Source organism: Bradyrhizobium sp. CCBAU 45321, from assembly GCF_028128975.1.
GTDB classification, from domain to species: domain Bacteria; phylum Pseudomonadota; class Alphaproteobacteria; order Rhizobiales; family Xanthobacteraceae; genus Bradyrhizobium; species Bradyrhizobium yuanmingense.
This window is the reverse complement of the sequence record NZ_LFKZ01000120.1, coordinates 26717-53205: the sequence shown is the minus strand read 5'-3', so window position 1 is coordinate 53205 and position 26489 is coordinate 26717. Positions and strand designations below refer to the sequence as shown.

25 protein-coding genes, 1 tRNA gene and 1 pseudogene are annotated in these 26489 nt (G+C 63.7%); 13 read left to right on the top strand and 14 right to left on the bottom strand.

All coding sequences use genetic code 11. The features are described from left to right. Positions 1-61: 61 nt before the first annotated feature. On the bottom strand, positions 62-1900 hold the full coding sequence (locus ACM43_RS16575) for a site-specific integrase (protein WP_271541341.1): 1839 nt from the start codon (positions 1898-1900) through the stop codon (positions 62-64). A gap of 287 nt (positions 1901-2187) precedes the next feature. On the opposite strand from ACM43_RS16575, the gene ACM43_RS16570 reads away from it, so the two are divergent. Beyond that, positions 2188-3594 carry a tyrosine-type recombinase/integrase gene (locus ACM43_RS16570; RefSeq protein ID WP_271541339.1) on the top strand — a complete coding sequence of 469 codons (1407 nt, stop codon included), beginning with the start codon at positions 2188-2190 and terminating at the stop codon, positions 3592-3594. Positions 3595-3754: 160 nt separating this feature from the next. Here ACM43_RS16570 and ACM43_RS38950 read toward each other — a convergent pair whose 3' ends face one another. After that, complete coding sequence (locus tag ACM43_RS38950) at positions 3755-3973, bottom strand: excisionase family DNA-binding protein (protein WP_442869315.1); 219 nt, start codon at positions 3971-3973, stop codon at positions 3755-3757. A 225-nt stretch (positions 3974-4198) separates the two neighbouring features. Here ACM43_RS38950 and ACM43_RS16565 point away from each other — a divergent pair. Both ACM43_RS16565 and ACM43_RS16560 read left to right on the top strand, forming a co-directional pair. Further along, positions 4199-4735, top strand: a pseudogene (locus ACM43_RS16565) (ATP dependent DNA ligase); the annotation flags it as partial. Positions 4736-5298: 563 nt separating this feature from the next. Continuing rightward, positions 5299-5625 carry a DUF3833 family protein gene (locus ACM43_RS16560; RefSeq protein WP_333919225.1) on the top strand — a complete coding sequence of 109 codons (327 nt, stop codon included), beginning with the start codon at positions 5299-5301 and terminating at the stop codon, positions 5623-5625. Positions 5626-5764: 139 nt separating this feature from the next. Here the strand turns inward: ACM43_RS16560 and ACM43_RS16555 are convergent, their stop codons facing one another. Continuing rightward, the gene (locus ACM43_RS16555) at positions 5765-5902 is read right to left on the bottom strand and encodes a hypothetical protein (protein ID WP_271541337.1); all 138 of its coding nucleotides are present in this window, start codon (positions 5900-5902) and stop codon (positions 5765-5767) included. Between the two features lie 700 nt (positions 5903-6602). Here ACM43_RS16555 and ACM43_RS16550 point away from each other — a divergent pair. Continuing rightward, positions 6603-8357, top strand: coding sequence for a recombinase family protein (locus ACM43_RS16550; RefSeq protein WP_420886524.1), 1755 nt, complete (start codon positions 6603-6605; stop codon positions 8355-8357). Here the strand turns inward: ACM43_RS16550 and ACM43_RS16545 are convergent. The 4 genes from ACM43_RS16545 to mnmA form a co-directional block, all read right to left on the bottom strand. Then, positions 8314-8390 (bottom strand) — tRNA-Met (locus ACM43_RS16545). The genes ACM43_RS16550 and ACM43_RS16545 overlap by 44 nt on opposite strands. A 244-nt stretch (positions 8391-8634) precedes the next feature. Then, positions 8635-8988, bottom strand: coding sequence for a hypothetical protein (locus ACM43_RS16540; RefSeq protein ID WP_271541335.1), 354 nt, complete (start codon positions 8986-8988; stop codon positions 8635-8637). Between the two features lie 46 nt (positions 8989-9034). After that, positions 9035-9673, bottom strand: coding sequence for a class I SAM-dependent methyltransferase (locus ACM43_RS16535; RefSeq protein ID WP_271541332.1), 639 nt, complete (start codon positions 9671-9673; stop codon positions 9035-9037). Between the two features lie 241 nt (positions 9674-9914). Then, complete coding sequence (gene mnmA / locus ACM43_RS16530; protein ID WP_271541330.1) at positions 9915-11096, bottom strand: tRNA 2-thiouridine(34) synthase MnmA; 1182 nt, start codon at positions 11094-11096, stop codon at positions 9915-9917. Positions 11097-11446: 350 nt separating this feature from the next. Between mnmA and ACM43_RS16525 the strand changes: the two genes are divergently transcribed. From ACM43_RS16525 to ACM43_RS16485, 9 genes are all read left to right on the top strand, one after another. Next, positions 11447-13045: a flagellar hook-length control protein FliK gene (locus tag ACM43_RS16525; RefSeq protein WP_271541327.1), complete on the top strand. Its 1599-nt coding sequence runs from the start codon at positions 11447-11449 to the stop codon at positions 13043-13045. Between the two features lie 13 nt (positions 13046-13058). After that, the gene (locus ACM43_RS16520; protein ID WP_271541325.1) at positions 13059-13763 is read left to right on the top strand and encodes a flagellar hook assembly protein FlgD; all 705 of its coding nucleotides are present in this window, start codon (positions 13059-13061) and stop codon (positions 13761-13763) included. 424 nt (positions 13764-14187) lie between these two features. Further along, the gene (sciP, locus tag ACM43_RS16515; protein WP_002714638.1) at positions 14188-14463 is read left to right on the top strand and encodes a CtrA inhibitor SciP; all 276 of its coding nucleotides are present in this window, start codon (positions 14188-14190) and stop codon (positions 14461-14463) included. A gap of 179 nt (positions 14464-14642) precedes the next feature. Further along, on the top strand, positions 14643-16253 hold the full coding sequence (gene fliF / locus ACM43_RS16510; RefSeq protein ID WP_271541323.1) for a flagellar basal-body MS-ring/collar protein FliF: 1611 nt from the start codon (positions 14643-14645) through the stop codon (positions 16251-16253). 32 nt (positions 16254-16285) lie between these two features. After that, positions 16286-17380, top strand: coding sequence for a flagellar motor switch protein FliG (fliG, locus tag ACM43_RS16505; RefSeq protein WP_157287380.1), 1095 nt, complete (start codon positions 16286-16288; stop codon positions 17378-17380). After that, positions 17380-18003 (top strand): FliH/SctL family protein, encoded by a 624-nt coding sequence (locus ACM43_RS16500; RefSeq protein WP_036043750.1) that lies wholly within the window; start codon positions 17380-17382, stop codon positions 18001-18003. The genes fliG and ACM43_RS16500 overlap by 1 nt, the downstream gene beginning before the upstream one ends. Before the next feature lie 3 nt (positions 18004-18006). Further along, positions 18007-18357, top strand: coding sequence for a flagellar motor switch protein FliN (gene fliN, locus ACM43_RS16495; protein WP_035704875.1), 351 nt, complete (start codon positions 18007-18009; stop codon positions 18355-18357). A 51-nt stretch (positions 18358-18408) separates the two neighbouring features. Further along, the gene (flbD, locus tag ACM43_RS16490; RefSeq protein WP_025034232.1) at positions 18409-19794 is read left to right on the top strand and encodes a sigma-54-dependent transcriptional regulator FlbD; all 1386 of its coding nucleotides are present in this window, start codon (positions 18409-18411) and stop codon (positions 19792-19794) included. Positions 19795-20051: 257 nt separating this feature from the next. Next, positions 20052-21200 (top strand): M20 family metallopeptidase, encoded by a 1149-nt coding sequence (locus ACM43_RS16485; protein ID WP_271541319.1) that lies wholly within the window; start codon positions 20052-20054, stop codon positions 21198-21200. Positions 21201-21318: 118 nt separating this feature from the next. On the opposite strand, the gene ACM43_RS16480 is transcribed toward ACM43_RS16485, so the two are convergent. The 7 genes from ACM43_RS16480 to ACM43_RS16450 form a co-directional block, all read right to left on the bottom strand. Beyond that, positions 21319-21474, bottom strand: coding sequence for a hypothetical protein (locus ACM43_RS16480; RefSeq protein ID WP_035999067.1), 156 nt, complete (start codon positions 21472-21474; stop codon positions 21319-21321). Between the two features lie 95 nt (positions 21475-21569). Then, entirely contained in the window at positions 21570-22151 is a 582-nt protein-coding gene (locus ACM43_RS16475; protein ID WP_157287384.1) for a flavin reductase family protein, read from the bottom strand. A 34-nt stretch (positions 22152-22185) separates the two neighbouring features. Then, positions 22186-23022 carry an ATP-binding cassette domain-containing protein gene (locus ACM43_RS16470; RefSeq protein ID WP_271541316.1) on the bottom strand — a complete coding sequence of 279 codons (837 nt, stop codon included), beginning with the start codon at positions 23020-23022 and terminating at the stop codon, positions 22186-22188. Positions 23023-23042: 20 nt separating this feature from the next. Next, a complete protein-coding gene (gene ssuC, locus ACM43_RS16465) occupies positions 23043-23849 on the bottom strand; it encodes an aliphatic sulfonate ABC transporter permease SsuC (protein ID WP_271541314.1) in 807 nt (268 codons plus the stop codon). Next, on the bottom strand, positions 23846-25009 hold the full coding sequence (gene ssuD / locus ACM43_RS16460) for an FMNH2-dependent alkanesulfonate monooxygenase (protein WP_271541312.1): 1164 nt from the start codon (positions 25007-25009) through the stop codon (positions 23846-23848). Before ssuD ends, ssuC begins: the two co-directional genes overlap by 4 nt. A gap of 9 nt (positions 25010-25018) precedes the next feature. Then, entirely contained in the window at positions 25019-25141 is a 123-nt protein-coding gene (locus tag ACM43_RS16455; RefSeq protein WP_260344179.1) for a hypothetical protein, read from the bottom strand. 2 nt (positions 25142-25143) lie between these two features. Then, complete coding sequence (locus ACM43_RS16450) at positions 25144-26094, bottom strand: sulfonate ABC transporter substrate-binding protein (protein ID WP_271541308.1); 951 nt, start codon at positions 26092-26094, stop codon at positions 25144-25146. Positions 26095-26489: the final 395 nt, after the last annotated feature.

The following is a 26489-nucleotide window of genomic DNA, read 5'->3' as shown; positions in this document are numbered from 1 at the left end:
GGTAATTCACCCTCGCTCCAGCGGTCCTTTTGGCGCTTGGTTGGTCAGACCGGTCCAAGTCTTATTGCCGCGAGACATTTTTCCTGGCCAGTCTCGCGTTTCCCACGGCCTGCACGCGCGACACGTTCAACCCCGGATAGGAAATGTCGTCTACTGCTCGCTTGAGGACCTTGGCGCCCCAACGCTGCAACATGCCCTTTGCGCCATAGGTGCGTCCAACAGACTTCCCGCTGCTCCGGCCGGTCAGAGCGTCCCGCAGTTCTTCATCGGGCGTAGTACGGCGGAGCGCGTCCTGGAAGCCATGCCTGAAGCTATGATAGACTTTGTTGCGGTCGCTGATGCCAACATGCTTGCGCAGATAGCGGCTCCACCATTTGGACCAGGCACTGAGGGCCCCCTTCTGGTCAGGAGCAACGGTGGGAAAGAGCCACGCCTTGTCGCCTTCCTTGCGCCGTGCCTCCACGTAGTTCAGGAATCCAAGCGCTACTAGCTGCGGATGGACAGGTACAACGCGCTCGGACGTCTTGGTCTTGAGCCGCCGTCCCGCCTTCGGGTCGCGAGAGAACCACATCAGCGGGATGCCTGTTTCCTCATCCGTGCGAATGTCAGACACGCGAAGACCGGCGTATTCAGCCTGACGGGCACCTGCGAACAGTGCAAGAAGGGGCAACCACACACCCGCCTCCCCCTTAGCTCCCCCGGGCAGCTTTTGCTGGGTAAAGAGCGGAGCGTCGAAGATGGTCTGGAGGTCGCGAGCGTCGAAGGGCTCCCGCTCCGACTGTTCCTCTTCAAGACGCATCTCTGCGAACGGGTCCGCCCATGGCACATCATCAGGCACTAGGCCGTGGTGGTGGCCCCAGCCTGCTATGGCTTGCAAGGCGCCCAGTTGCTTGTTCACGGTCCCTGGGGACACCTTCGGGACCGTTGGGTGCGCGCTGCCGTAGTCGCGCAGCTCCGGAAGAGATGCCTTCAGGAGCGCGCCTCGGCGCAACTTAGGCACCAACTGCAACGCCTCACGAAATGTGCGGGCGTGTGATCGCCTCATTTTCAGTAGGGGAAGATCACCGTGCAGCTGGATGAACATCTCCACAGCCCGACCGTACTCATGCACGGTGCCCTCAGGCCTATCGCGCTCTTTCTTCCAACCTTCAAAGGCTTCGCGTAGCGTGCCTCCCTGTTCGCCTGAAGGAGCCTCAGGGGACGCACAGGCAGACGCGGGCGTCTCAACCGGTTCTCCTGCATTGCGCCTCTCAATGTCCCTGAGGGCGCGGACGTGTGCCGCTAGCACCGCCATTCCCAGCTTTCGGTATGATGCACTTTTGCGGTCGAGGTTAAGTTGAAACTCGTCCAGCAGCTGGTCCAGTTCCTCTCCGATGACGCTGACGTCACCTCGGGCCAACGCTGGAGCGCTAACGGCCAAATCGAACTCCAGCGTATCCGTCCTCTTGTAAATCTCACGGTCAGAGAGCCCGAACTCGGGTACTGAACCAACCTCGAACGGCGTGCTGTATGGAATACCGGCGTCGCTAAGCTGCTTCGCGATACTCTGAAACAGGGGCTCTGACCCAGTGCCCTCGCTGCGCTCCTCCTCATCATGCGCCAACGTCACAGCGTAATGCATCTCAGCCATACGCCTGATTTGAGCATCGGTGAGCGACAGTATGACGGGCCGCTCCTTCAGCAGCGCCTCGGCATCCGCCAGCGTCCGATTGAAGTCTGCCAGCACATGAGTCGCAGCAACGTTCGCCTCCTTCAGCACCTTGGTGCCGAGGGACTTCTTGAGAAAGACCTGCTTGGATTTCCCGGAATTGAGGACGCGCGCAACGGCTTCTTGGAGGCGTTCTGGCACCTTCCGTTGGACGTAGTAAGTCCCGTGTCGATCTCGGATCAGTCCCGGCATTGCGCGCATCAAAGCTACTACTATCTGCTACCACCTGAGCGCAGACAAAGCTATGATTTGCGTGATGTTTTTGAAATCTCAGCGCTTCTAGAGCCGCTGGCGCTCCCTAGGGGAATCGAACCCCTGTTTCAGCCTTGAGAGGGCTGGAAACATTTTCCGCGGGGGTTCGCGGTCGTTCGTCATAATATAGCCTTCTCAATAGTTTATGTAGAATCCGTTCTTCGCTGTTCGGCTTTGTACGCCGATGCTTATTCGACGGATATTCGACGACTCCGGGTTCGTATGCCGTGACAAAGACGCTCACTGAGGCTCAGATCACGACTGCCAAGGCGCGTTCGAAACTGGAGCTTGGCGTCCATTGGCGCCGCCTCGATGCCGAGGCGCATCTTGGCTATCGCAAGGGCAAGCGGAGCGGCGTTTGGTTCGTGCGCTGGCGCAATCACCATGAAGGAGCCAACTACAAGCAGGCGCGGGTCGGCATCGCCAACGACGTCAACGACAAACTTGCCGAAGGCACGCTGACTTTCGAGCAGGCGGTGACACAAGCGCGGGAACACGTCACCCGGTCCAGAATAGAAGCGGCGGCACAAGCCGCCGGACCGGTACCCACCGTGCGGACGGCTGTAGAGACATACATCAGGGAACGTAATGCCCGTGATAGCCGACGGGCCGGACGCGAGGTTCGATCCGATGCTGGTCACCGCTTGCGGCGTTACGTTCTTGGTCAAGAGCAGCGTGGCAGCCAAGAAGCCGTTGAGGCCGCCTCTCTCGCCGCAGTCCATCTACACGCGCTACAGGAAGATGATCTTTTGACGTGGCGCGAGGACCTTCCTGTAGAATTGAAGGCGACGACAAAACAGCGGCTCATAAACGACCTGAAGGCGGCGCTGAATGCTGCATGGCCACGCTTGACGGCGGAACAAAAGAAGCTGAATCCAACATTCCTCTCGATTGTGAAAGACGGGTTTAAGGCTGAGCGCATTGATGACGATGACGAGATATCTGTCGCTCGAGACAATCAAATCCTCACGGACGCGCAGATCAGCACGTTGCTTCAAGCCGCATGCGAGATCGACGACGAGCAAGGATTTGAAGGCGATCTATATCGCATTGTCGTGTGCCTTGCAGCAACGGGCGCGCGATTTGCGCAGGCAAGGCGGATGCGCGTTAGCGATGCACAACGGAAAGAGCGACGTTTGATGGTACCAGGTTCCTACAAGGGACGTGGCGGCAACGGCGGCTCCGTACCAGTTCCGGTGGGCGAAGATATCGTCGAAGTCCTCTTACCGGGAATCCTAGATCGTCCAAGAGACGCGCCGTTGTTCGAGCGATGGAGCCATGAGCAGGAAGCAGGTAGCATCGTTTGGAGAAAATCAGAACGCGGTCCGTGGAAGACGGCAGAACTTACTCGTCCGTGGCATGCGATCCGCGAGCGCGCAGGGCTGCCGGAAGCCATTCCTTATGCGTTACGACATTCCAGCATCGTGCGGGGCTTGCGAAACCGCCTCCCCATTCAGCACGTTGCTAAACTGCACAACACTTCTGTGAAAATGATCGAGGGGCACTACGCCAAATATATCTCGACAGCTTTGGAAGATCTCGCTCGGGCAGCAGTGGTACCGCTGGTCCCGCGGCCCGGTGAAAATGCGGCCGGCGCGGATGACAGTAAGAAGCTTTTGCCATCTAACGCATAAGTCTGCAGGCTTGGCTCCGCGGCCCCAAGCCCGGAGCGCACTCGCTGCTTTTCCGGGCTGATACACAATTGAATCAAGAGCTATTTCACGATTGATTCGATAGGCGTGCTGTCGTCAGCTTCCGCACCTGTTCGGGTGACTGTCATTAGGAGCCGCGAACCTATCCACGGTTGGCTGGTGTCATATTGACGCCAACCAGAGCCAGCAGAGATTGCACCATGACTAGCCGACGGCGACCGACGGTCGTCGTGGTAACTCGACCATCGCCGATTAATTCATAAATCTTTGTCCGCCCGAGACCGGTCACTTCACAAGCCTCGGCGACGGTGCAGGTCAACCGCTGGGCAAACGGAAGGCGTTGACCTTGATGACAGGGCATCGACTTATCTGCCGCCACCTCGCGTTCAGTTTGGACACTACGTTCGAACTCCGGACCAAGCCGTATCAAGATTACGCCTCCCTCACAATCGGAGGAGCTACCTTGAGACGCGCCGCCTTCCACGTCAACGGAAGCAGAAGCGCAGAATGGAAAGCCGTAGCGAACGTCAGGAAGCATTGGAAAACTCTCGGCTACAAAAGGCAACGCCGAATTTTTCGCAACCGATATCTAAATGGTCGCGATCTGCGCATGGTGCCGCTGTTCGAGCGCAAAGCGCTGTTGCGTAAGATCGTTGATGGCACGGCTATCCAATTCAGCGAAAGCTTTGAGATAGACGGCCAGGACATGTTCAAACATGCGTGCAAGACCGGCTTAGAAGGCGTTGTGTCGAAGGTGCGTGACAGCCGATACGAAAGCGGCCGGGGCACTGGATGGGTAAAAGTGACGTGCGCACAACGCGAGACGCTGGCCATTGCTGGCTACGCGCTAGGCGGCACCAAATGGGACGGCATGTACATCGGCCGCCGCAAAGGCAACGAGTTTCTGTACGCCGGGAAGGTTGACTACGGCTTTTCGCCTGCCGATAGGAAAGAACTACAGCGAAAGCTAAAGCCGCTCGTTCGCAAAACGCAGCCCTACACAAAGCGCATCGCGCGTCGCGGCATTTGGGTGGAGCCCGAGCTAATGGCCGAGATCGAGTATCGCGCCAAATCAGCGGAAGGAAAGCTGTATCCATTCTTCAAAGGACTGCGGCAGGACTAATGACAGTGTGTCTAAGAGGCCACTAGTTCAGCCATTCCTGCTGGGAGCGTCGGATTTCCGACTCTCCCCCCCCTCGCACTCAAGATACGATGCGGGCGCTGGGACTGCGATCAGCCGCTTGATCTTTGACCCGGTGGCCGCTCGATTGTTGCGGGCGGCCTTTCTCTTCTGTTCTAACGCTGCGTTTTGGGGTCTGCTATGGACCGCAATCAATACCTCTGCACCGCGTGCCACAAGCCGCGAAAGTTCGTCGGCAGCGAGCCCGCCGCCACGCGGTACGAAATCCGATCGTATGAATGTCCGTCCTGCAAGAGCGTGCTGCGGATGGTAGAGCGCACCGAACCAAGCATGTTTCCGCGCCGATCAGGAACCTGATCTCAGGAGGAGACTTAGTTCGTTAGACGGCTTTCGAAGGGCTCCGCTATGGCCATCGCCCACTTCAAAGAAACCAAACCGCTATTTCTGCCCGAAGCATTCTTCGTCGGCCGCCTGGAAGGATGGGCTGTGGTTGAAAGCCTTGTCGGTGGCTTCTTAAGCGAGCGACGATATCGGGTCACGGCGAATTGGACGAAGACACCGATACCGTTGTGTTCACGGAGACGTACACCTTCGATGATGGCCACAGCGACACGCTACGCTGGACCATCCACAAAATGGGCGAAGGCCAGTACACGGGGCACGAAAATCGGCTAGATGGCGAGGCCACGGGCGAGCAAGCCGGATGCGCATTTCATTGGAAATATAGTCGCGAGACGCCACAAGGCGACGGGAAGTCGTTCAAGCTGAACTTTGATGATTGGTTCTATGCGATTGATGGCCCGGACCTGCATCGTTCGGGGAAGCGCCGGGCGAGCGGGCATTCCGTTCGCCACGGCCCTTGTGACGTATAGGAAGCTTAAGCCTTCGGCGTGAACTGACTGGCGTGCTCGATCTGAGTCCGCAGAAATTCGGCCTGAAGGAAACGACCTCTTGCAAGTTTTGCGCGGCGGCGAGCTTACGCGCATATTCCAGAGAAGTTGTGACGTTCTGTTACGCGAAGTTCAGCGCAAGGTTGCCCGGCAGCTTGGCTTGCTCAAAGAAAAACGAGAACGCCCTCTCCGTTTGGTCGATGGTCTTTTCAACAAGCTCCCGCACATCGCGCGGCACGTCCACCGATTGATTTCTCATCAGTGCCACCGAATCGGCGTGTACCGCGGCTTGCGTGACTCTAGCTCGGTTTGAAGCTGTCCAGCATAGGCGCGGACATTTGCCCCGATAAAGCGGTACCGACCGCCCCTGCCTCGTCTGCCGCTACTTGCCGCTGAATGCTGTTCCACATGGCAAGCAAGCTTTGATCTGTTGAGTGAAATGCATGAACGCCACTCTATAGAGCTGCACTAACGCCACGTCGCGTTCTCCAACCAACCAATAACCAAGCGCTACGGCGTAACAGAACGCGAACGAACGCTACCAATCTTCCCCAAATTCATCAATATTTTCAGTGTCCTCCCGCGACCCCTTCCCGCTCATAACGGTCTGGTTGCAGGTTTATTTCTGGCCAAAAATAGCAATGAGATCAATAGCTGGTCACAGTCTGTTGGTGACGGTGCCGGATTCTCGCCCCAGAATCTAGCCACGTACAAAGAGCTGGACGTAACACTTGCTAGCAGTGCACACTTCGGCGGGCGAATGCCTTCCGAGCTGCATCCCTTTTTCTTCGCCGCGGCATCCAATTACACGACGAGCTCATAGCGGCCGTTCCGCTTAGGCACCGCCAGAGCATGATGCTCTGGATGATCACCAACGCCGACATTTTGTGGAATGGCGCCAGCGCAGGTGCGTGCACCTCGTTGAGTTGCGCGATGACCTAGAGGTTCAATCGTGCAGGATGCGCATCGCAAATTGTCCTTGCAGACGAATCCAGACAAGGCGATCTTACGCCTTGCGCGCGTACTTGCTCGTCTGGCTGCGAGGGAAGATCATGAAAGAGAGCTCGTCGATCGAAGAGTCAAGGAAGAGAGCGACGATCTATGCTCGATTCTCAACCGATCTTCAGAACGAGCGTTCGATTGAAGATCAGCTTTCACTTTGTCAAAGCTATGCAGAGCGCGAAGGCTTAACGGTTATCAGCACCCATGAAGATCGAGCTCGTTCAGGTGGCTCGGTCATGGGACGCGAAGGCCTTCTGCGGATGTTGGACCAAGCGCGGGAGAGATCCTTTGACGTAGTGATCGTTGAAGCGCTCGACCGCCTCTCTCGCGACATGGAAGACCTCGCGGGTATCCATAAGCGACTATCTTTTCTCGGCATCGAGATCCGGGCGGTCCACGAAGGCGTCGTTAACACTGTGCTGGTCGGTCTTCGCGGCCTGGTCGGACAACTCTATCGTGAAGACAACGCGCACAAGGTGCGGCGTGGCCAAGCAGGTCGGGTCAAGCAAGGTTTGGCTGGAGGTGGCCTCACATACGGATACGCCGCGGTCGCCGGAAAGAGCGGCGAACGAGTCATCGTCGAGGCCGAGGCAGAGATGATCCGGCGCATCTTCCAGGAATACGTGGACGGTCGGACGCCTCGTGAAATCGCGCACGATCTCAACAAGGAGAGGGTATCACCTCCGCGAGGGCGGGCATGGAATGCGTCAACTATCAATGGCAATCTCGGGAGGGGTGCCGGCATTCTGCAGAACGAGCTTTATGTAGGGCGCCTCGTCTGGAACAAGGTCAGGATGGTGAAAGATCCCGACTCGGGAAAGCGACTGTCACGACCAAATCGTAAGAGTGACTGGCAGGTGGCTGAAGTTCCGCACCTTGCAATTGTCAATCCAGAGCTATTCGCAGCTGCTCAGCAACGCAAAGAGGAGCGCAGTCACACCCACCCCAGCCATCAACGCCGGCCTCGTCGGATGCTATCTGGCCTGCTCCGTTGCGGCTCGTGCGGCTCGGGCATGGCAACCAATGGGCGCGACAAATCAGGGCGTGTTCGCATTCGCTGCTCGGCGGCGACAGAGAGCGGCACGTGTCCGGACGCCAAGACTTTCTATTTGGATACGGTCGAAAGTGCAGTCCTCAACGGTCTAAAGGCCGAATTGCGCGCGCCGAAAGTTATCTCAGAATACGTACGCACGTATCTCGAGGAGCGGAAGCGCCTCGCAGCCACATCACATGCAAAACGGCAGCGCCTTGAGCAGCAGCATGGGCAATTAAACCGGGAAATCGAACGACTGGTGGATGCGATCGCGAAAGGACATGGCGATCCATCCGTTCTCGGACCGCGATCGACTGCCTTAGATGCCGAACGAAAGCGGATATCTGAGGAGTTGCAGAGTGAGCCACCCGCCCCGAAGGAAGTCGCGCTGCATCCGGCCATCCTCAAACGATATGAGGAGCAACTCGGTCGGCTTGAAGAAGCACTGGGCAAAGGTGTCAGTGCGGGTGACGGAGAGGCCGCAGAAGCCATCAGAGACCTGGTCGAGACGGTCACTGTGTTCCGCGATCCAGGACGACGCCCAGGTGGCGTAGCCGTGGAGATAGCGGGCCGGCTAAACGCCCTGCTCGGGGAAAAGGCCTATCCAAACCACGTCAGAGGAGTGTGGGGAAAGGTGGTAGCGGGGGAGGGACTCGAACCCCCGACCCCAGGATTATGATTCCCGTGCTCTAACCAGCTGAGCTACCCCGCCACAGGGATCGCGGCGGCGAACAAGGCCGATCTCGCGAACGCGCGGCATATAAGGAAGGGGGCGGGGGTAAGTCAATCCGCCTTCGCTAAAGCTTCGGCGCGACAAGCCCGCTTCGGCCCGATTTCTCACCAGAATTTGCGATTTTTTGGAGCGCCAGACTCGTGGATGGTCCCCCTCACCCGGAATCCGCGCGTCGCGCGGATTCCGGCCTCTCCCCGGCGGGGAGAGGCGAAGGGAAGCGTCCTTATTTCGGCCTCACATTGGGGTCGCCGCCGGGGCTGCCGGGGGGCGGGATCACCGGGGTGTTGCCGCCAGTGCTGGGCGCGGGGGCGTGCATGTCAGGATCGATGCCCGCGGGCGGGCAGAGCACGCCGTCGGTCTTGGCGAGCTTGTCGCCGAGCGGTTCCCGGGACTGGCCGGTGGTGGTGCCGTCGGGGGTGGTCGCCAGCCGATCGGATGGGGCACAGCCGGCGGCGCGTTGCGGGGATGGCGGCGCGGTCGCTTGCGGCGGCGTCGCCGGGGCGGGCGGGGCCTGCGCGATCGCTGGTGCAGAGGCGGCGATCAGGAGGCCCGCAACAATGAGGTTTCTCGTGCGCATGGGTAGGAAACGCGCGCGCGAGGCCCCCTGTTCCCGCAGGTGGCAATCACGATTTGCGGTAGCGGATCAGCGAAAAATGACCCATCGGCGGCATGGGCCGGCGCTCGGTGAGCGCGACGCCGCCGTGCTTTTTGGCCCAGCCCTCGAGGCGGGCCCACGGGAATTCCGGGCGCCAGCCGAGGCGGCGGGCGATGGGCGCGAAGGCGAGCTCGAACAGCTTGCGAGGGCCGCTTTCCGCACCGATGTGATTGACCAGGATCAGCTCGCCGCCAGGCCTCAGCACGCGCATGAACTCGTCGAGCGTGCCTTCGGGATCGGGCACGGCGGTGATGACATATTGCGCCACCACCGCGTCGAAGAAATCATCGGGGAAGGCGAGGTTCTTCGCATCCATCACCGAGAGCACTTCGACGTTGGAGAGACGGAGCGAACGCACGCGCGCCTGCGCCTTGCGCAGCATCGGCTCGGAGATGTCGACGCCGCAGACCTTGGTGGTGCGCGCGTATTCGGAGAGCGAAAGACCGGTGCCGACGCCGACGTCGAGGACGCGGCCGCCGATGCGGTCGGCCTCCGCGATGGTCGACTGCCGGCCGGCGTCGAACACCTTGCCGAACACGAGATCATAGACCGGCGCCCAGCGGCCATAGGCCTTCTCGACCCCGGCCCGCGAGATGTCTGCTGCCATGCCCCCTGCCCTTGCGCGAAGATTCTCTAAGGTGTGTTTGTTGGTGAGAACGGATCCCGCCCCGCGGGAGGTCTAGTGCCTCTCCCGCGTGCGGGAGAGGTCGCGCCGAAGGCGCGGGTGAGGGTTCTCTCCGCATCGGGAGTATCCCATCGCGGAAGCACCCTCTCCCCAACCCTCTCCCGCAAGCGGGAGAGGGGGCGCACCGTGGCTGCGGTGACAGTTGGGCTCAATCTCATCGCGCTCAGCCGCGCACGGCTTCCGCGAGCGGGCGCGATGTGCCCGTGCTGGCCTTGGCCGCGGCGCTCTGGATGAAGCCGCCGCCGAGCACGCGGGCCTGGCCGCTCGCCGCGTCGTAGAACACGCAGGCCTGTCCCGGCGAGACGCCCTCCTCGCCGGCGACGAGCTCGACCTCGTAACGGCCATTGCTGCCGCGCAGCCAGGCCGGCTGCGGGCTGCGGGTGGAGCGCACGCGCACGAACATTTCAAGGCCGCTTCCGATGGCGCGGTCGATGTCGCCGTCGCCGATCCAGTTGACGTCGCGCAAGCTGATGCGGTGCATCTTCAGCGCCTCGCGCGGGCCGACCACGACGCGGCGGGTCACCGCGTCCAGCCGCACCACGAACAGCGGCGCATGGGCTGCGATGCCGAGGCCGCGGCGCTGGCCGACGGTGAAATTGGCGATGCCGTTGTGCCGGCCGAGCACGCGGCCCTCGAGATCGACGATGTCGCCGGGGTCCATCGCATTGGGACGCAACCGCGTGATGACGTCGGTGTAGCGCCCCGTAGGCACGAAGCAGATGTCCTGGCTGTCGTGCTTGTCGGCGACCGCAAGCCCGAAGCGGCGGGCGAGTTCGCGCGTCTCGGGCTTGGTCATGTCGCCGAGCGGAAAGCGCAGGAAGTCGAGCTGCTCCTGCGTGGTCGCGAACAGGAAGTAACTCTGGTCGCGGTCGGCGTCGGCCGCGCAGACCAGCGCGCGCGAGCCGTCGCCCCGGCGGCGCGAGGCGACGTAATGGCCGGTGGCGAGCGCCTGCGCGCCGAGCTCCCGCGCGGTCTTCAAGAGGTCGCGAAACTTGACGCTGCGGTTACACTCGATGCAGGGCACCGGCGTCTCGCCGAGCGCGTAGGAGTCGGCGAAATTGTCGATGACGGACTCGCGGAAGCGGTCCTCGTAATCGAGCACGTAATGGGGAATGCCGAGCTTGGCGGCGACGTCGCGGGCGTCGTGGATGTCCTGGCCGGCGCAGCAGGCACCCTTGCGATGGGTGGCCGCGCCATGGTCGTAGAGCTGCAGCGTGATGCCGACGACGTCGTAGCCCTCAGCCTTCAAGAGCGCAGCCGTCGTCGAGGAATCGACGCCGCCCGACATGGCGACGACGACCCTGGTGTCCTCGGGACGGCCTTCGAGATCCAGACTGTTGAGCATGGGCCCTAAAGCGTTGTGACGGCGGCGACGCGCGATCCGCGATTGCTGTGCTTTCTCCGGGGACGGCGGCGATCTCCCGGAACCTTGGTTCCCGAAGAGCACGACTGCCCAAGTCGAAGGCGGCTGAGAGTAACCTCTTTAATATAGGCGGCATTCCGGTGAAGCAATCACGCGGGCCCCCGCTTAGGGCAATTCTTGCCGGGGCGGCAGAAATGGCGGGGTCGGGGCCGGCGGCCCGGCAATGCATCCACGTCGCCAAAACGTTGATTATATTACTGAAATCTTCGAGTTGGGGCGCTGGCCCGCTCCTTGCTCCCTCTTGATGCGAAGTTGCTTGCAAGGGGTTGCCTGTGGTCGGTCGGATGTCAGATGTCGTGGCAAGCGTGCAAATCCAGAGCGCGCAGCAGAAGCCTGCCCGGTCGCAAGCCCCGAAGGACACGCCGGCGAGCGAGGCTTTCGGCTCGCTGGTCGACAGCAACACGCAGGCCAGCGGCAACAACGCGCCGGCGCAGGACAGCGCACCGCGCCGGAGCGAGCAGACCTCGTCCTCCCCGGCGACCGAGCGGCCGTCGCGCGACACCTCGTCCACGGACCAGACTTCGCAGAGCAAGGCGAGCGACGACACCGACGCGTCTGCGCCGGCGGAGCATGACAGCGAGGCGCCCGGCAATCCGGCCAAGGACGCCGGCAAGGTCAAGGACAAGTCCGAAACGGCGGACGCCAAATCGGAGGAGAAACCCGACGAGACCGCGAGCGCCGCGACTGATGGCACCGAGGTCCTCACCGCCGCCGCCGAGGCGGCTGTTGCCGCGCCGCCCGCTACGGCGCAGACCGCCCTGCCCGACCCCGGAATCATCGTTGCCGCGCCGGTCGTGCCGGTCGATCCGAATGCAGCTGCGAACCAGGCTGGCGATGCCGCCGCCGCGCCGCTCGCGATCGCCGCGGCAGGTCTTGCCGCCAGCGCCTCCATCGCGGCCCAGATCGCCGGCACCAAGACCGATACCGCCACGGCGAGCGCCAAGGCCGCAGGCGCCGAGGTCGACGCCGAGACTACGACAACGCTCGGCGAGGCCGCGGCCGGCACGACCGAGACCGCCTCGACCGATGGAAAAGCTGGTGGCGGACTGATCGCCGCGGTCAGCCAGGGCACGCCCAAGACCGCGTTCAAGGATGCCGCCACGGCGCAGGCCCAGACCGACATCTCGAATATCGGCCAGGACACCGGCAAGGCGAACGTCGCCGCGCAGGCACCGGCCGCCAACGCCGCCCATGCGCAAGGCTTGAAGCCGCAGGCCGATAATTTCGCGACCGACGCCAAGGCGGGCCCCGCCGACCGCACCGCCGAGCCGGTCCAGGGCACGCCGGCCGCGCCGGCGCATGCCGGCCCGCAAGCCACGATCGCTCCGACCGAAGCCAGCGCGCAGGCCGCTTCCGCCGTGCAGGCGCCGCTGACCAATGCGACCTCGGCCGCCACCGCCTCCACCGCGACGCTGACCGCGACCGCGGCGACCCACACTACGGCGGTGCCGATCAGCGGCATCCCGATCGAGATCGCGGCCGCCATTCGCTCCGGCAAGTCGCGGTTCGACATCAGCCTCGATCCGGCCGAGCTCGGCAAGATCGACGTCCGCATCAATATCGACCGCGCCGGCAACGTCACCTCGCATCTGACGGTGGAAAAGCCGGAGACGCTGCAGATGCTGCGTCAGGACGCGCCGCAATTGCAGCGCGCGCTCGACGATGCCGGCTTCAAGACCGGCAGCAACGGTCTGTCCTTCAGCCTGCGCGACCAGAATTCATCGGGTCAGCACTCAGGCCAGAACAACGACAATGGCGGCAATGCCCGCCGCCTGATCGTCAGCGAGGACGACAGCGTTCCCGCAGCGCCCATCGGGCGCGGCTATGGCCGCATGCTCGGATCGAGCAGCGGCGTCGACATCAGAGTGTGAGGAGTATCTGGCAATGACCACCACGAATGCCGCCACTTCGCCCGCGGTCGTCTCCGGAACGACCGACCTGCCGAAATCCTCGTCGAATTCGTCGATGAGCTCGACCACGGGGTCGACGCTCGCCGGCAATTTCCAGACCTTCCTGACCCTGCTGACGACGCAGCTGCAGAACCAGAACCCGCTCGATCCGCTCGATACCAACCAGTTCACCCAGCAGCTGGTGCAGTTCGCCGGCGTCGAGCAGCAGCTCAAGACCAACGAATCGCTGGCTCAGCTCGTCACCCTGCAGCAGACCACGCAGGCGACCCAGGCGCTGGGCTTCGTCGGCAAGACCGCGCTGGTCGACGGCTCGACCGCGACGATGAAGAATTCGTCGGCGACCTGGCATCTCAACGTGCCGACCGACTCCACGGTCGAGATCTCGATCGCCAATTCCAGCGGCCAGACCGTGTTCAACGGCAAATATACCGCCGCCGCCGGCAACGACATCCCCTTCACCTGGAACGGCATGGGCAATGACGGCACGCAATGGCCCGACGGCAAGTACACGATCTCGGCCACGGGCAAGGACGTCGCGAACAACAATGTCGGCATCGCCGCGCAGGTGCAGGGCGTGGTGTCGTCGGTCGATCTGACCCAGTCGCCGCCGCTGCTCACCATCGACGGCGCCAGCTACACGCTGAGCCAGGTCAAGAGCATCATTGCGACGGGCAATTGAGGGAGCGCTGCAGCGACAAGTTCGGTGTCATCCCCGCCTAGTGCGCAATTGCGCACGGGGGGCGGGGATCCATAGCCACAGGGTGTGGTTGGAGCGCATAGCTGGTTTCCCAAGTCTTCGTCAAACCCCTTCCTGGGGTTATGGATCCTCAGATGCGCAATTGCGCATCATAGCTCGCGCTCCGCGCGCCCCGGGATGACAAGAGAGGGACTCCGCGGCACCTCGGCAGACCCTCTTTGTTAGTAAAGTATTTACCTTCTGCCCCGCTCAGCCGGCCGAGATTGCGTCTTCCGCCCGCCGAGTCGGCCGCGTTCCCGCAAGTTTCAACGAGAATTGTATTGAACCCTTAGGCTTAGCGGATTTTTAAGCCGCGGGGGTTACGGTTACGGCGTGAGTTCAGTGGTTGAGAGTTTGTGAGTACGCCATGACAGAACCCCATCGCCCGAGGGTAAAATACGTCATCGGGCCGGACGGCAGTCCGTTGACGATCGCGGATCTGCCTGCACCCGGCACCAAACGCTGGGTCATCCGCCGCAAGGCCGAAGTCGTCGCCGCTGTCCGTGGCGGACTTCTCTCCCTCGAGGAGGCCTGCAGCCGTTATACCCTGACGGTCGACGAATTCCTCTCCTGGCAGTTTTCCATCGACCAGCACGGTCTGGCGGGTCTTCGCACCACCCGCATCCAGCAATATCGCCAGTAGGCGATCCGGAATTCTGCGGTTTTTGACGAAAATCGGCCTCGCTCTGCGAGGCCGATTTTTTTCATGATGCACTTTTGTCCGACCTCTTAACCTTCGTTAACCATATCGAAACCATCACCTAGGCAATAATTGCCCAGTCGGCCTTTCCAGTGAAGCGGCCGGAGCTGTGGGGCGGTTGCTTGCAAGGGCTTGCGGACTTTCTGAAGAGTATCGGTGCCGCCCGGTTCGGGGCAATGATCGCGGTCACCGCCGCGCTCATCGGCTTCTTTGCGTTCGTCATCATGCGCGTCACCACGCCGCAGATGACGACGCTGTTCACGGACCTGTCCGTCGAAGACTCCTCCAGCATCATCAAGGACCTGGAACGCCAGGGCATCCAGTTCGAGATCCGCAATGAGGGCTCCATCATCATGGTGCCCAAGGACAAGGTCACGCGTCTCAGGATGAAGCTCGCCGAGGGCGGCCTGCCTAAGGGCGGCGGCGTCGGCTACGAAGTGTTCGACAAGTCGGACGCGCTCGGCACCACCTCCTTCGTCCAGAATATCAACCACCTGCGCGCGTTGGAGGGCGAACTCGCCCGCACCATCCGGGCCATCGACCGCATCCAGGCCGCCCGCGTCCATCTGGTGCTGCCCGAGCGGCCGCTGTTCGCCCGCGAGGCGCCGGAACCGTCGGCCTCGATCGTGGTGCGCGTCCGCGGCGCACTGGAAGCCCAGCAGATCCGCGCCATCCGCCATCTCGTCGCCTCCGCGGTCAACGGGCTGAAGCCGCAGCGGGTCTCCATCGTCGACGAGGCCGGCCAGCTGCTCGCCGACGGCGCCCAGACCGATCCGGAGCAGGCCATCGGCGAGGAGCGCCGCATCGCCTTCGAGAAGCGGATGCGCAAGCAGGTCGAGGACATCGTCTCCTCCGTGGTCGGCTCGGGCCGCGCCCGCGTGCAGCTCTCTGCCGATTTCGACTTCAACAAGGTCACCCAGACCTCGGACAAATTCGACCCCGAGGGCCGCGTGCTGCGCTCGAGCCAGACCCGCGAAGAGCAGAGCATGACCGCCGACAACAACGGCCAGGTCACCGTCAACAACGAGCTGCCCGGCAACCAGCAGAACAACGGCGTCGCGCCCAAGGACCAGAGCAAGAAGACCGAGGAGACCAACAATTACGAGATCTCCCGCACCACCAAGACCGAGGTGACCGAGGCCGGCCGGGTTAACCGCATCTCGGTCGCGGTGCTGGTCGACGGCATCTACAGCAAGAACGACAAGGGCGAGCTGGCGTATCAGGACCGCACCAAGGAGCAGCTCGACCGCATCGCCACGCTGGTGCGCTCGGCGATCGGCTTCGACCAGAAGCGCGGCGACCAGGTCGAGGTCGTCAACCTGCGCTTCGCCGACGCGCCCTCCACCGCCCCGATCGGCGAACCCGGCGGCTTCCTCGGCATGCTGCAGTTCACCAAGGACGACGTCATGTACTTCGTCGAGCTCGGCGTGATGATGCTGCTCGGCCTCGTCGTGCTGTTCCTGGTGATCCGCCCGCTGGTCAAGCGCATTCTCGCCTCCGACGAGGTCGCCGCCGCCATCTCCGGCGTGCTGACGGGCCCAGCTGCCTCGGAAGAGGCCGCGCCGGCCGGCCAGCCGCTGCTGCCGAGCGGCGGCACCAGCGCCATCGACGTCGCCACCATTCAGGGCCAGGTCCACGCCCAGTCCGTTCACCGCGTCGGCGAACTCGCCGAACGCAATCCCAACGAAACCGTCGCAATCATCCGCCAATGGCTGACTGAGCCGGCGAAATAACCGAAGCCAAGCGCATCAAGAAGTGATCTGACATGGCCGCCACCTTGCAAAACGCCAACTCGAACGACATCACCAGCGTGATCTCCACGCTCGGTCAGCGCGCCGGCAGCCGTGAGGGCGGTCCCAAAACCCAGGGCCTAGCGGGGCCGAAGCGCGCCGCGATCCTGATGCTGGCGCTCGGCGAGCAATATGGCGGCAAGATCTGGGGCCTGCTCGACGACGACGAGGTGCGTCAGCTCTCGCTGGAGATGTCGACGCTCGGCACCGTCGAGGTCGACACCGTCGAGGACATGCTGCTCGAATTCGTCTCGCGCATGTCGGCCTCGGGCGCGCTGATGGGCAATTTCGACGCCACCGAGCGGCTGCTCCAGCAATACCTGCCGCCGGAACGCGTCAACGGCATCATGGACGAGATCCGTGGGCCCGCCGGGCGCAACATGTGGGAGAAGCTCTCCAACGTGCAGGAAGAGGTCCTCGCCAACTACCTCAAGAACGAATATCCGCAGACCATCGCCGTGGTGCTGTCGAAGCTGAAGCCGGAGCATGCCGCCCGGGTGCTCGCCATCCTGCCCGAGGAGCTCGCGCTCGACGTCATCAACCGCATGCTGAAGATGGAGGCGGTGCAGAAGGAGGTGATCGAGAGCGTGGAGAAGACGCTGCGCGTCGAGTTCATGTCCAACCTGTCGCAGACCCGTCGCCGCGACGCCCACGAGGTGATGGCGGAAATCTTCAACAATTTCGACCGCCAGACCGAAACCCGCTTCATCACCTCGCTGGAAGAGGACAACCGCGAATCCGCCGAGCGCATCAAGGCGCTGATGTTCACCTTCGACGACCTGGTGAAGCTCGATTCCGGCTCCGCCCAGACCTTGATGCGCAACGTCGACAAGGACAAGCTCGGCGTCGCGCTCAAGAGCGCCAACGAGGACGTCCGCAACTTCTTCTTCGGCAACATGTCCTCGCGCGCGGCCAAGATGCTCCAGGACGACATGGCGGCGATGGGCCCCGTGCGCCTGCGCGACGTCGACGAAGCCCAGGCGCTGCTGGTCAATCTCGCCAAGGACCTCGCCGCCAAGGGTGAGATCATGCTGACCAAGAACCGCGCCGACGACGAGCTGGTGTACTGATGGCCGCTCCGGCAAAATTCCTGTTCGATACCGACTTCGCGGCGCCCGAGCGCGCGACGCGCGAGAAGGCCGCGACCGCGGCCGAGATCGCGCAGAAGGTCGCAGAAGCCGAGGCCCGCGCCTATCAGGACGGCTTTGCCGCCGGCCAGCGCGAGGCCAAGGCCGAGAGCGACCGCCGCGTCGCACTCGCGATGGAAGAGATCAACATCGCCATCCGCGGTGTCGCCGCCGGCATCGGCAACATCGAGACCAGGATGGAGACCGAGGCGGTCGAGGTCGCGGTCGCGGTGGCGCGCAAGCTGTGCGCCGACCTCGTCGCCGCCGAGCCGCTCGGCGAGGTCATCGCGCTGGTCAAGGACTGTTTCTCGCATCTGGTCGCGACGCCGCATCTCGTCGTCCGCATCAACGATGCGCTCTACGACAGCGCGCGCGAGAAGATCGAGCGGCTCGCCAAGCAGAGCGGCTTCGAGGGCCGGCTGGTGATCCTGGCCGAGCCGGAAATTGCCACCGGCGACTGCCGGATCGAATGGGCCGATGGCGGCGTCGTGCTGGAGCGCGGCGCCATCGCGGCCAAGATCGACGAAATGGTCGGACGCTACATCGCGTCCCGCAGGGGGAGCTAAACCATGAGCGACACCGACGGACAGGTCCCGCTGCCCGATCTCAATGGCCCGATGCCGCCTGCCGGCACCGACGTCGGCTACAACGAGGACGAATATGCGGCGCGTGCCGCCGCCGACCTCGAGGCGGTGTTCGACGTGCCGGTGCAGGTCTCGGCCGTGCTCGGCCGCTCCAAGATGGACGTCGGCGAGCTCCTGAAGCTCGGACCGGGCACCGTGCTCGAGCTCGACCGGCGCGTCGGCGAGGCCATCGACATCTACGTCAACAACAAGCTGGTCGCCCGCGGCGAGGTCGTCCTGGTCGAGGACAAGCTCGGCGTGACCATGACGGAAATCATCAAGGCCGAACGCGGCTGACACGCAAGGACATGACGCGCGACGGCGCGAGCAGACGGACAGGAGACTGACATGCGGCTTCTCATCGTTGGCACATTGAAGGGCCAGCTCACCACCGCCACCAAGATCGCGATGGAGAACGGCGCCACCGTGACCCATGCCGAGGATCACGAGCAGGCGATGCGCGTGCTGCGCGGGGGCAAGGGCGCCGACCTCCTGCTGGTCGACGTCGCGCTCGACATCCGCGACCTCGTGCTGCGGCTGGAAGCCGAGCACATCCACGCCCCGATCGTCGCCTGCGGCATCACCAACGACGCCCGCGCCGCGGTCGCCGCGATCCATGCCGGGGCCAAGGAATACATCCCGCTGCCGCCGGATCCGGAGCTGATCGCCGCGGTGCTGGCTGCCGTCGCCAACGATTCCCGCGAGCTGGTCTACCGTGACGACGCGATGGCAAAAGTGATCAAGCTCGCCCAGCAGATCGCCGGCTCGGACGCCTCGGTGATGATCACCGGCGAATCCGGCACGGGCAAGGAAGTGCTGGCGCGCTACGTTCACTCCCGTTCGGCCCGTGCCAAGCGCCCGTTCATCTCGATCAACTGCGCCGCCATCCCGGAGCACCTGCTGGAATCCGAGCTGTTCGGCCACGAGAAGGGCGCCTTCACCGGCGCGGTCGCCCGCCGCATCGGCAAGTTCGAGGAGGCGACCGGCGGCACGCTGCTGCTCGACGAAATCTCGGAGATGGACGTCCGCCTGCAATCGAAACTACTGCGCGCCATCCAGGAGCGTGTGATCGACCGCGTCGGCGGCACCAAGCCGGTTCCGGTCGACATCCGCATCATCGCGACCTCGAACCGCAATCTCGCCGAGGCTGTGCGAGAGGGCACGTTCCGCGAGGACTTGCTGTTCCGCCTCAACGTCGTGAATTTGAAGATCCCGCCGCTGCGCGAGCGTCCCGCCGACATCCTCGAGCTCGCCCAGCACTTCGTGAAGAAATATGCCGAGGCCAACGGCGTGCCGCTGCGACCGCTCTCGGCCGAGGCGCGCCGCGTGCTCTCCGCCAACCGCTGGCAGGGCAACGTCCGCGAGCTCGAAAACACCATGCACCGCGCGGTGCTGATGGCCCAGGGCGACGAGATCGGGCCCGACGCCATCATCACGCCGGACGGCGACCGCCTCGACCTCGCCAAGACCGCCCCGGCCGTGGCGCATGCCACTATGGCCGCCGAGCAGGTGACGCGCGCACTGGTGGGGCGCACCGTCGCCGACGTCGAACGCGATCTGATTCTGGAGACGCTGAAGCACTGCCTCGGCAACCGCACCCATGCCGCCAACATCCTCGGCATCTCGATCCGCACGCTGCGCAACAAGCTCAACGAATATGCCGACGGCGGCATCCCGATCCCGCCCGCAGGCACGCCCGGGGAATATCCGCGGATGCCGATGATGGGCGCGTAGACGCCCGCGACCATCGAGCGGACGCGAATGCCCGGGCCAACTCCGGGCATTTTTCGTTTGGCGCAGGCCGCCACCCCGTCATTGCGAGCGCAGCGAAGCAATCCAGAATCCCTCGGCGGCGACAGACTGGATTGCTTCGCTGCGCTCGCAATGACGAACCTCAAGAGCGTCCTTCGCATGACCGAACCGCGCCACGTGACTATGCCATCCGCGCGGCACGCCCTATAACCTCGCCCGAAAACCACGCGAGGGACAACATGTCTGAAGCTCAAATCACGGATTGGCTGGCGTCGCAGAAGCAGGCGATGATCGACCTGCTGCGCGACGTCGTGAACATCGATTCCGGCTCCTACGACAAGGAAGGCGTCGATGCGGTCGGTGCGCGGTTCGAGCGGCATTTTGCCGAGCACGGCATTCCGTTCCGGCGCGAAGGCCACGGCACGTTCGGCGACGCGATCCATGCCGAGGTGGCAAAGCCCGGCAGCAACGAGAAGCCGGTGCTGTTGATGGGGCACCGCGACACCGTTTTCGGCAAGGGCGAGGCCGGGCGGCGGCCGTTCACGATCCGGGATGGCCGCGCCTATGGACCCGGTGTCGCCGACATGAAGTCCGGCCTTGTCATGAACGTGTTCGTGGCCGCCGCCTTCCACAAGTTCGGCGGCTCACCGCATCCGATCAAGGTGCTGATCACCTCCGACGAGGAGATCGGCTCGCCCTCCTCGCGCCCTGTGATCGAGCGCGAGGGACGCGCGGCCCGCGCGGTGTTCAATTCCGAGCCGGGCCGGCCCACGGGCAACGTCGTCACCGGGCGCAAGGGCGGCATCTTCATGCACATGGCCATCACCGGCAAGGCCGCGCATTCCGGCGCCAACTTCGCCGCCGGCGTCAGCGCCATTGGCGAGCTCGCGCACAAGATCGTCCAAATCCACGCGCTCACCGACCTCGACAAGGGCATCACGCTCAATGTGGGCCTCGTCTCGGGTGGGCAGTCCGTCAATACGACGGCGCCTTACGCGGAAGGGCAGATCGACCTGCGCTATGTCGATCCGGCCGATCGCGCGCGGATCATGAGTGCGATCGAAAAGATCGTCGCGACCTCCTACGTGCCGGGCACCAGCGCGACGCTGTCGATCAAGGGCGAGTTCGTGCCGGTGGTGCAGAGCGCGGACTCGAAGGCGCTGTTCGAAGGCTATCAGGCGGCCGCAAGGCAGGTGGGCCTCACCACGCTGCAGGGCGAGTTCTCCGGCGGCTGCGCCGATTCCGGCTTCACCGCCGCGGTCGGCACGCCGACCATTTGCGGTCTCGGTCCGGTCGGCGGGCTCGCGCACACGCCGGAGGAATATTTGGAGATCGACAGCATCGTGCCGCGCGCACAGGCGCTGGCGCTGGCGATTCTGCGGGGGTGAACGGAGGTGCCGTAGGGTGGGCAAAGCGAAGCGTGCCCACCGTTCCGTTGCTGCCTTGGAGAGATGGTGGGCACGGCGCAAGGGCGCCTTTTGCCCACCCTACGAGACCGACCAAGTTCTACGAATAGCTCGGCGCATCCGGCTTGCGGAAGATGTGGATGGGATCGCCCGGCACGATCGGAGAGCCGGAGAACATCGCATAGGCGTAGAGCGCGAGATAGGCGATCGCGAGCGCGCCGATGGCGTAGAAGATCAAGGTAGCCACGCGCTTCATCGTTCCGCTCCATGCGTACGGCGGGACAGCTCAGGAGCGCTTCTAGAGCGACGAGGCGGAAAAGGCCAGCCTTGCGCGAGGCTCGCCGACGGCGATCAAATGCCGCGCCGGCCGCGCGCGGGAAGGCTGACATCGGCGAGCCGGGCCGCGTCTTCGTCCTGGTCGACCGCAACATATTGGCCGTGCCAATAGGCCAGCGCGGCATTGCGGGTCGAGCTCCTGATGTCCCTGACGCGGCCGATGACGATGCCGTGCGAGTGCCGCTCGACGATCTCCTCGACTTCGCAATCGAAGGCCGAGAGCGCGCCGACCAGCAGCGGAACCCCCGAGACTGCCGTCACCCATTGGCTGCCTGCAAAGCGATCCGCACCCTTCAGCCCGCCCTTGCCGGCAAAGCGTTCGGCAATGTCGAGTTGGTCAGCGTTGAGGATGTTCACGCCGAAGGCGCCGTGGCGGCGGATCAGCGGAAACGACGAGGCGTCGCGGTTGATGCTGACCAGCAGCGTCGGCGGCTCGACCGACAGCGAGGTGACCGAGGTCACAGTCATGCCGGAGATGTCCTTGCCCCGCCCGGCCGTGATGACGCTGACGCCGCCGGTGAGGTGGCGCATGGCGCCGCGGAAATCGGCGGACGAGACGGGAATTTCGGTCATGAGCTCGCGGGGCACTACATTCATGGCGCTACTCCCCGCAAGCGGGGGTTCCCTCTATTTAGGTACGATCGTCCGCCGACAACAGGTGGCTCAGGATGGAGCCTTCGAGCCCGGCAAGCTCGCCGGAGCCGCGCTGGCGCGGCCGGGCGGCGTTAACCGTGACGTCATGGGCGATGCGGCCCTCCTCGATGACGAGCACGCGGTCGGCCAGCGCCACGGCTTCCGAGACATCGTGGGTCACCAGGATCGCGGTAAAGCCCTGATCGCGCCAGACCCGCTCCAAGAGGCGCTGCATCGAGATGCGGGTCAGCGCGTCCAGCGCGCCGAGCGGCTCGTCGAAGGCGAGCACACGCGGGCGCGAGACCAGCGCGCGGCCGAGCGCGACGCGCTGCTTCTGGCCCCCTGAGAGCACCGACGGCCATTGATCGCGCTTGTCAGCGAGGCCGACCTCGATCAGCGCCTTCTCGGCGCGGGCATGCGCATCGCTTGAGGCACGATCGCGGCCGAGGCCGACCTCGACATTGGCGAGCACGCGGGCCCAGGGCAGCAGCCGCGGCTCCTGGAACATCACGCGGATGTCCTCGGGCTGAATATCCTGCCCGAAGCTGATGCTGCCGGCATCGATCTTGTCGAGGCCGGCGATCAGGCGCAGCAGGGTGCTCTTGCCGCAGCCGCTCTTGCCGACAATCGCGACGAACTGGCCGGCGGGAATGTGCAGATCGATGCCGCGCAGCACCTCGTTGTCGCCGAAGGACTTTCGCAGGCCGCGGATGCTGAGCGGCAGGCCGCTGGCCTGAATTGGCCGCTCCTCGCGCACTACGCGCGCGTGTGGGGCGAAATTGGCGCGGCTGGCGAGCTCGGTCTCGGGAAGGGAAGTACGAAGCGCTGTCTGCATGTGATTGCCAATATCTCTGCTCAACGTTTTTGAAAGGCGGGGTGCCAGGAGAGCGTCAGACGCTCCAGCACGCGGGAGGCGCTGTCGGCGAGCTTGCCGAGCAGGGCGTAGATCAGGATCGAGAGCACGACGACGTCGATCAGCATGAACTCGCGCGCCTGCATCGCCATGTAGCCGAGGCCGGAAGAGGCCGCGATGGTCTCAGCGACGATCAGCGTCAGCCACATGATACCAAGAGCAAAGCGGATGCCGACGAAGATCGAAGGCAGCGCGCCCGGGAAGATGACGCGGCGGAACAGTTCGCTATCGGTCATGCCGTAGATGCGGCCCATCTCGATCAGCTGCGGATCGACGGTGCGGATGCCGTGCAGCGTGTTAAGATAGATCGGGAAGAACACCCCGAGCGCCACCAGGAAGAGCTTTGCGCTTTCGTCGATGCCGAACCAGAGGATGACCAGCGGGATCAGCGCCAGATGCGGCACGTTGCGCACCATCAGCAGGGTGGTATCGGTGAGCCTGGCCGAGAGCTGCGACAGGCCGTTGGCGAGTCCGAAAGCGAAGCCGATGCTGCCGCCGATCAGAAAGCCGGTCGAGGCGCGCCAGAACGACACCCAGATGTTGCGGACGAGCTCACCGGACACCAGCAGCTTCCAGCCCGCGAGCACGACGTCGCTCGGCGCCGGCAGCACCCGCGTCGGCACGAAGCCGGTGACGCTCGCGACCTGCCAGATCGCGATGATGGCGAGCGGCACGATCCACTGGATCAGGCCGTCGGCCCGCGGCAGGCGGATGCTGCGCGGAAGCGAAATGCTGTCGATCAGGCTCATGACTGCGACACCCGGTGCTGCGGACGGAAATCGCTGCCGACCGTCTCCCCGAACGGACCGCCGTTGAAATGCAGCTTTGTCACGTTGCTCGGCTGCTCCAGCGCGAGCAGCGGGAACACCAGCTCGGCGAAGCGATAGGCTTCCTCCAGATGCGGATAGCCCGACATGATGAAGGTATCGATGCCGAGATCCTGATACTCCTTGATGCGCGCCGCCACTGTCTGGGCGTCGCCGACCAGCGCCGTGCCGGCGCCGCCGCGGACGAGGCCGACACCGGCCCACAGGTTCGGCGCGATCTCGAGCTTGTCGCGATTGCCGCCGTGGAGCTGCGCCATGCGCTGCTGACCGACCGAGTCCATACGGGCAAAGTTCTTCTGGGCCAGCGCGATGGTGTCGTCGCTGACGTGCCTGATCAGCTCGTTTGCGGCGCGCCAGGCCTCTTCATTGGACTCGCGGACAATGACGTGTAGACGGATGCCGAAGGAGAGTTTGCGGCCACGGGCCGCGGCAACCTCCCTCACCTTCGCGATCTTCTCGGCAACGAGCGCCGGCGGCTCGCCCCAGGTGAGATATTTGTCGACGGTGTCCGCCGCGACGTCGATGCCGGCATCGGACGAGCCGCCGAAATAGAGCGGCGGCCGCGGCGACTGCACGGGGGGAAACAGCAGCTTGCCGCCCTCGATGCGGATGTGCTTGCCCTCGACGTTCACCGTCTTGCCGGCGAGCAGGTCGCTGTAGACGCTGAGGAACTCGCGGGTGACCTCGTAGCGCTCGTCATGGCCGAGGAAGATGCCGTCGCCCTTGTTCTCGACGGGATCGCCGCCGGTGACGACGTTGACGAGGAGCCGGCCGTTCGAGACGCGATCAAGCGTCGCGGTCATGCGCGCGGCTACGCTCGGCGATTGCAGGCCGGGACGAACGGCGACGAGATAGCGCAACCGCTCGGTGAACGGCGCGACCGAGGACGCAACGATCCAGGAATCCTCGCAGGACCGCCCGGTCGGCAACAGCACGCCGAAATAGCCGAGTTGATCGGCGGCCTGCGCGATCTGGCGCAGATAGTTGAAGTTGACCTCGCGGCCGCCGATGCCGGTGCCGAGATAGCGGCCGTCGCCGTGGGTCGGCAGGAACCAGAGGATGTTGGCGTTGGATTGGTTCATGGATCGCCCCTAGCCGTAAGTCGTGCCGACGGCGGCCGCGACGATGCCGATCGACAGCACGATGGCTGCGATCACGCGTTGAACGATGCGCTTCATGTTCAGACCTTTTTGAACGGGAAGAGTTGTCGGCACGGTCAGGCTGCCGGGTTGCGCCAGACGATGTCGCGAATGACGATCGGCTTCGGGATCAGGCCGAGCTTGTAGAAGCGGTCGGCGACGCCCTGCTGGGTCGCGACGATCTCGTCGGTGACGGGGCCGACCACGAAGTTCGCGCGATTGGCGGCGACGGTCTGGATATCCAGGGGAACGCCGGTGATCGCGGCGAGCGATCTGGCGACCTCGTCGCGGTGCTGCTCGGCCCATTGGCCTGCCGCGGTCGTCACGTCGACGATCTGCTGCAGGATCGCCCCATGGTTCTTCGCGAACTCGCGGTTGGCGATGTAGAAGGAATTGGTCTTGGTGACCTCGCGCGCATTGATCAGGATGCGGCCGTTCTGCTTGGTCTCGCCGATCGCAAAATAGGGATCCCAGATCGCCCAGGCCTCGATGCTGCCATGAGCAAAGGCGGGGCCGGCATCCGGCGGCGTCAGGTAGACCGGTGTGATGTCGGCATAGGTGAGGCTGGCCTTCTCCAGCGTCTGCACTACGACGTTGTGGGCGCTGGAGCCCTTGGTGAAGCCGATGCGCTTGCCCTTGAGATCGGCGATGTCGCGGATCGGCGAATCCTTCGGCACCAGGATGCCCTGGCCGTTGGTGATGGGCTGACCGGCGGCGTAGACGATCGCCGCGCCCGCGGCCTGGGCAAACACCGGCGGGGAATCGCCGACCGCGCCGAAATCGACGCTGCCGACATTCATCGCCTCCATCATCGGCGGGCCCGAGGAGAACTCGATCCACTTCACCTCGATGCCTGAGGCTGCGAAATGTCTTTCCAGGGCAGCCTGCTGGCGCGTGATGACCAGCACGCCGGTCTTCTGATAGCCGATGCGAATTTCCTTCACCGCGCCTTGCGCGATCGCAGGCGATGCGAACGCGGCGGCGGCCGCAGTTCCAACCGAAAGTTTCAGAAAGTCTCGACGCTGCATTCCACACTCCCGGCCGCGTGCGGCCGTCATCATTCACGTTTGCCGAATGATGGTGCGCGTCATCGGAAGTGTCGAGACGTCCGGGAAAATAGCGATGCGAGCACTGCGCTGCATGCCGCGCGCGTGATTAATCTTTCAAGCGGCGAAGCGAATGAGGATGGAATTTTTCTGCACGCGAATGTGAGAGCTCCACGGATTTGGTCGGGCCCGGACCGGCGGAACATACAAAGTCGCAAAACAACCCCATGCACAGTAGCCGGGCGTGGCGAAAACAACGACTTACGTATTATCCGAAGTGCGTTTGACTCGTCGGGCAAAACAGCGGCAGAACGGCATGATTTCGTAGTGGGTGCTGAGGCGCGGAGCTCCCTCCACCCTCTCGCCGTCATTCCCCG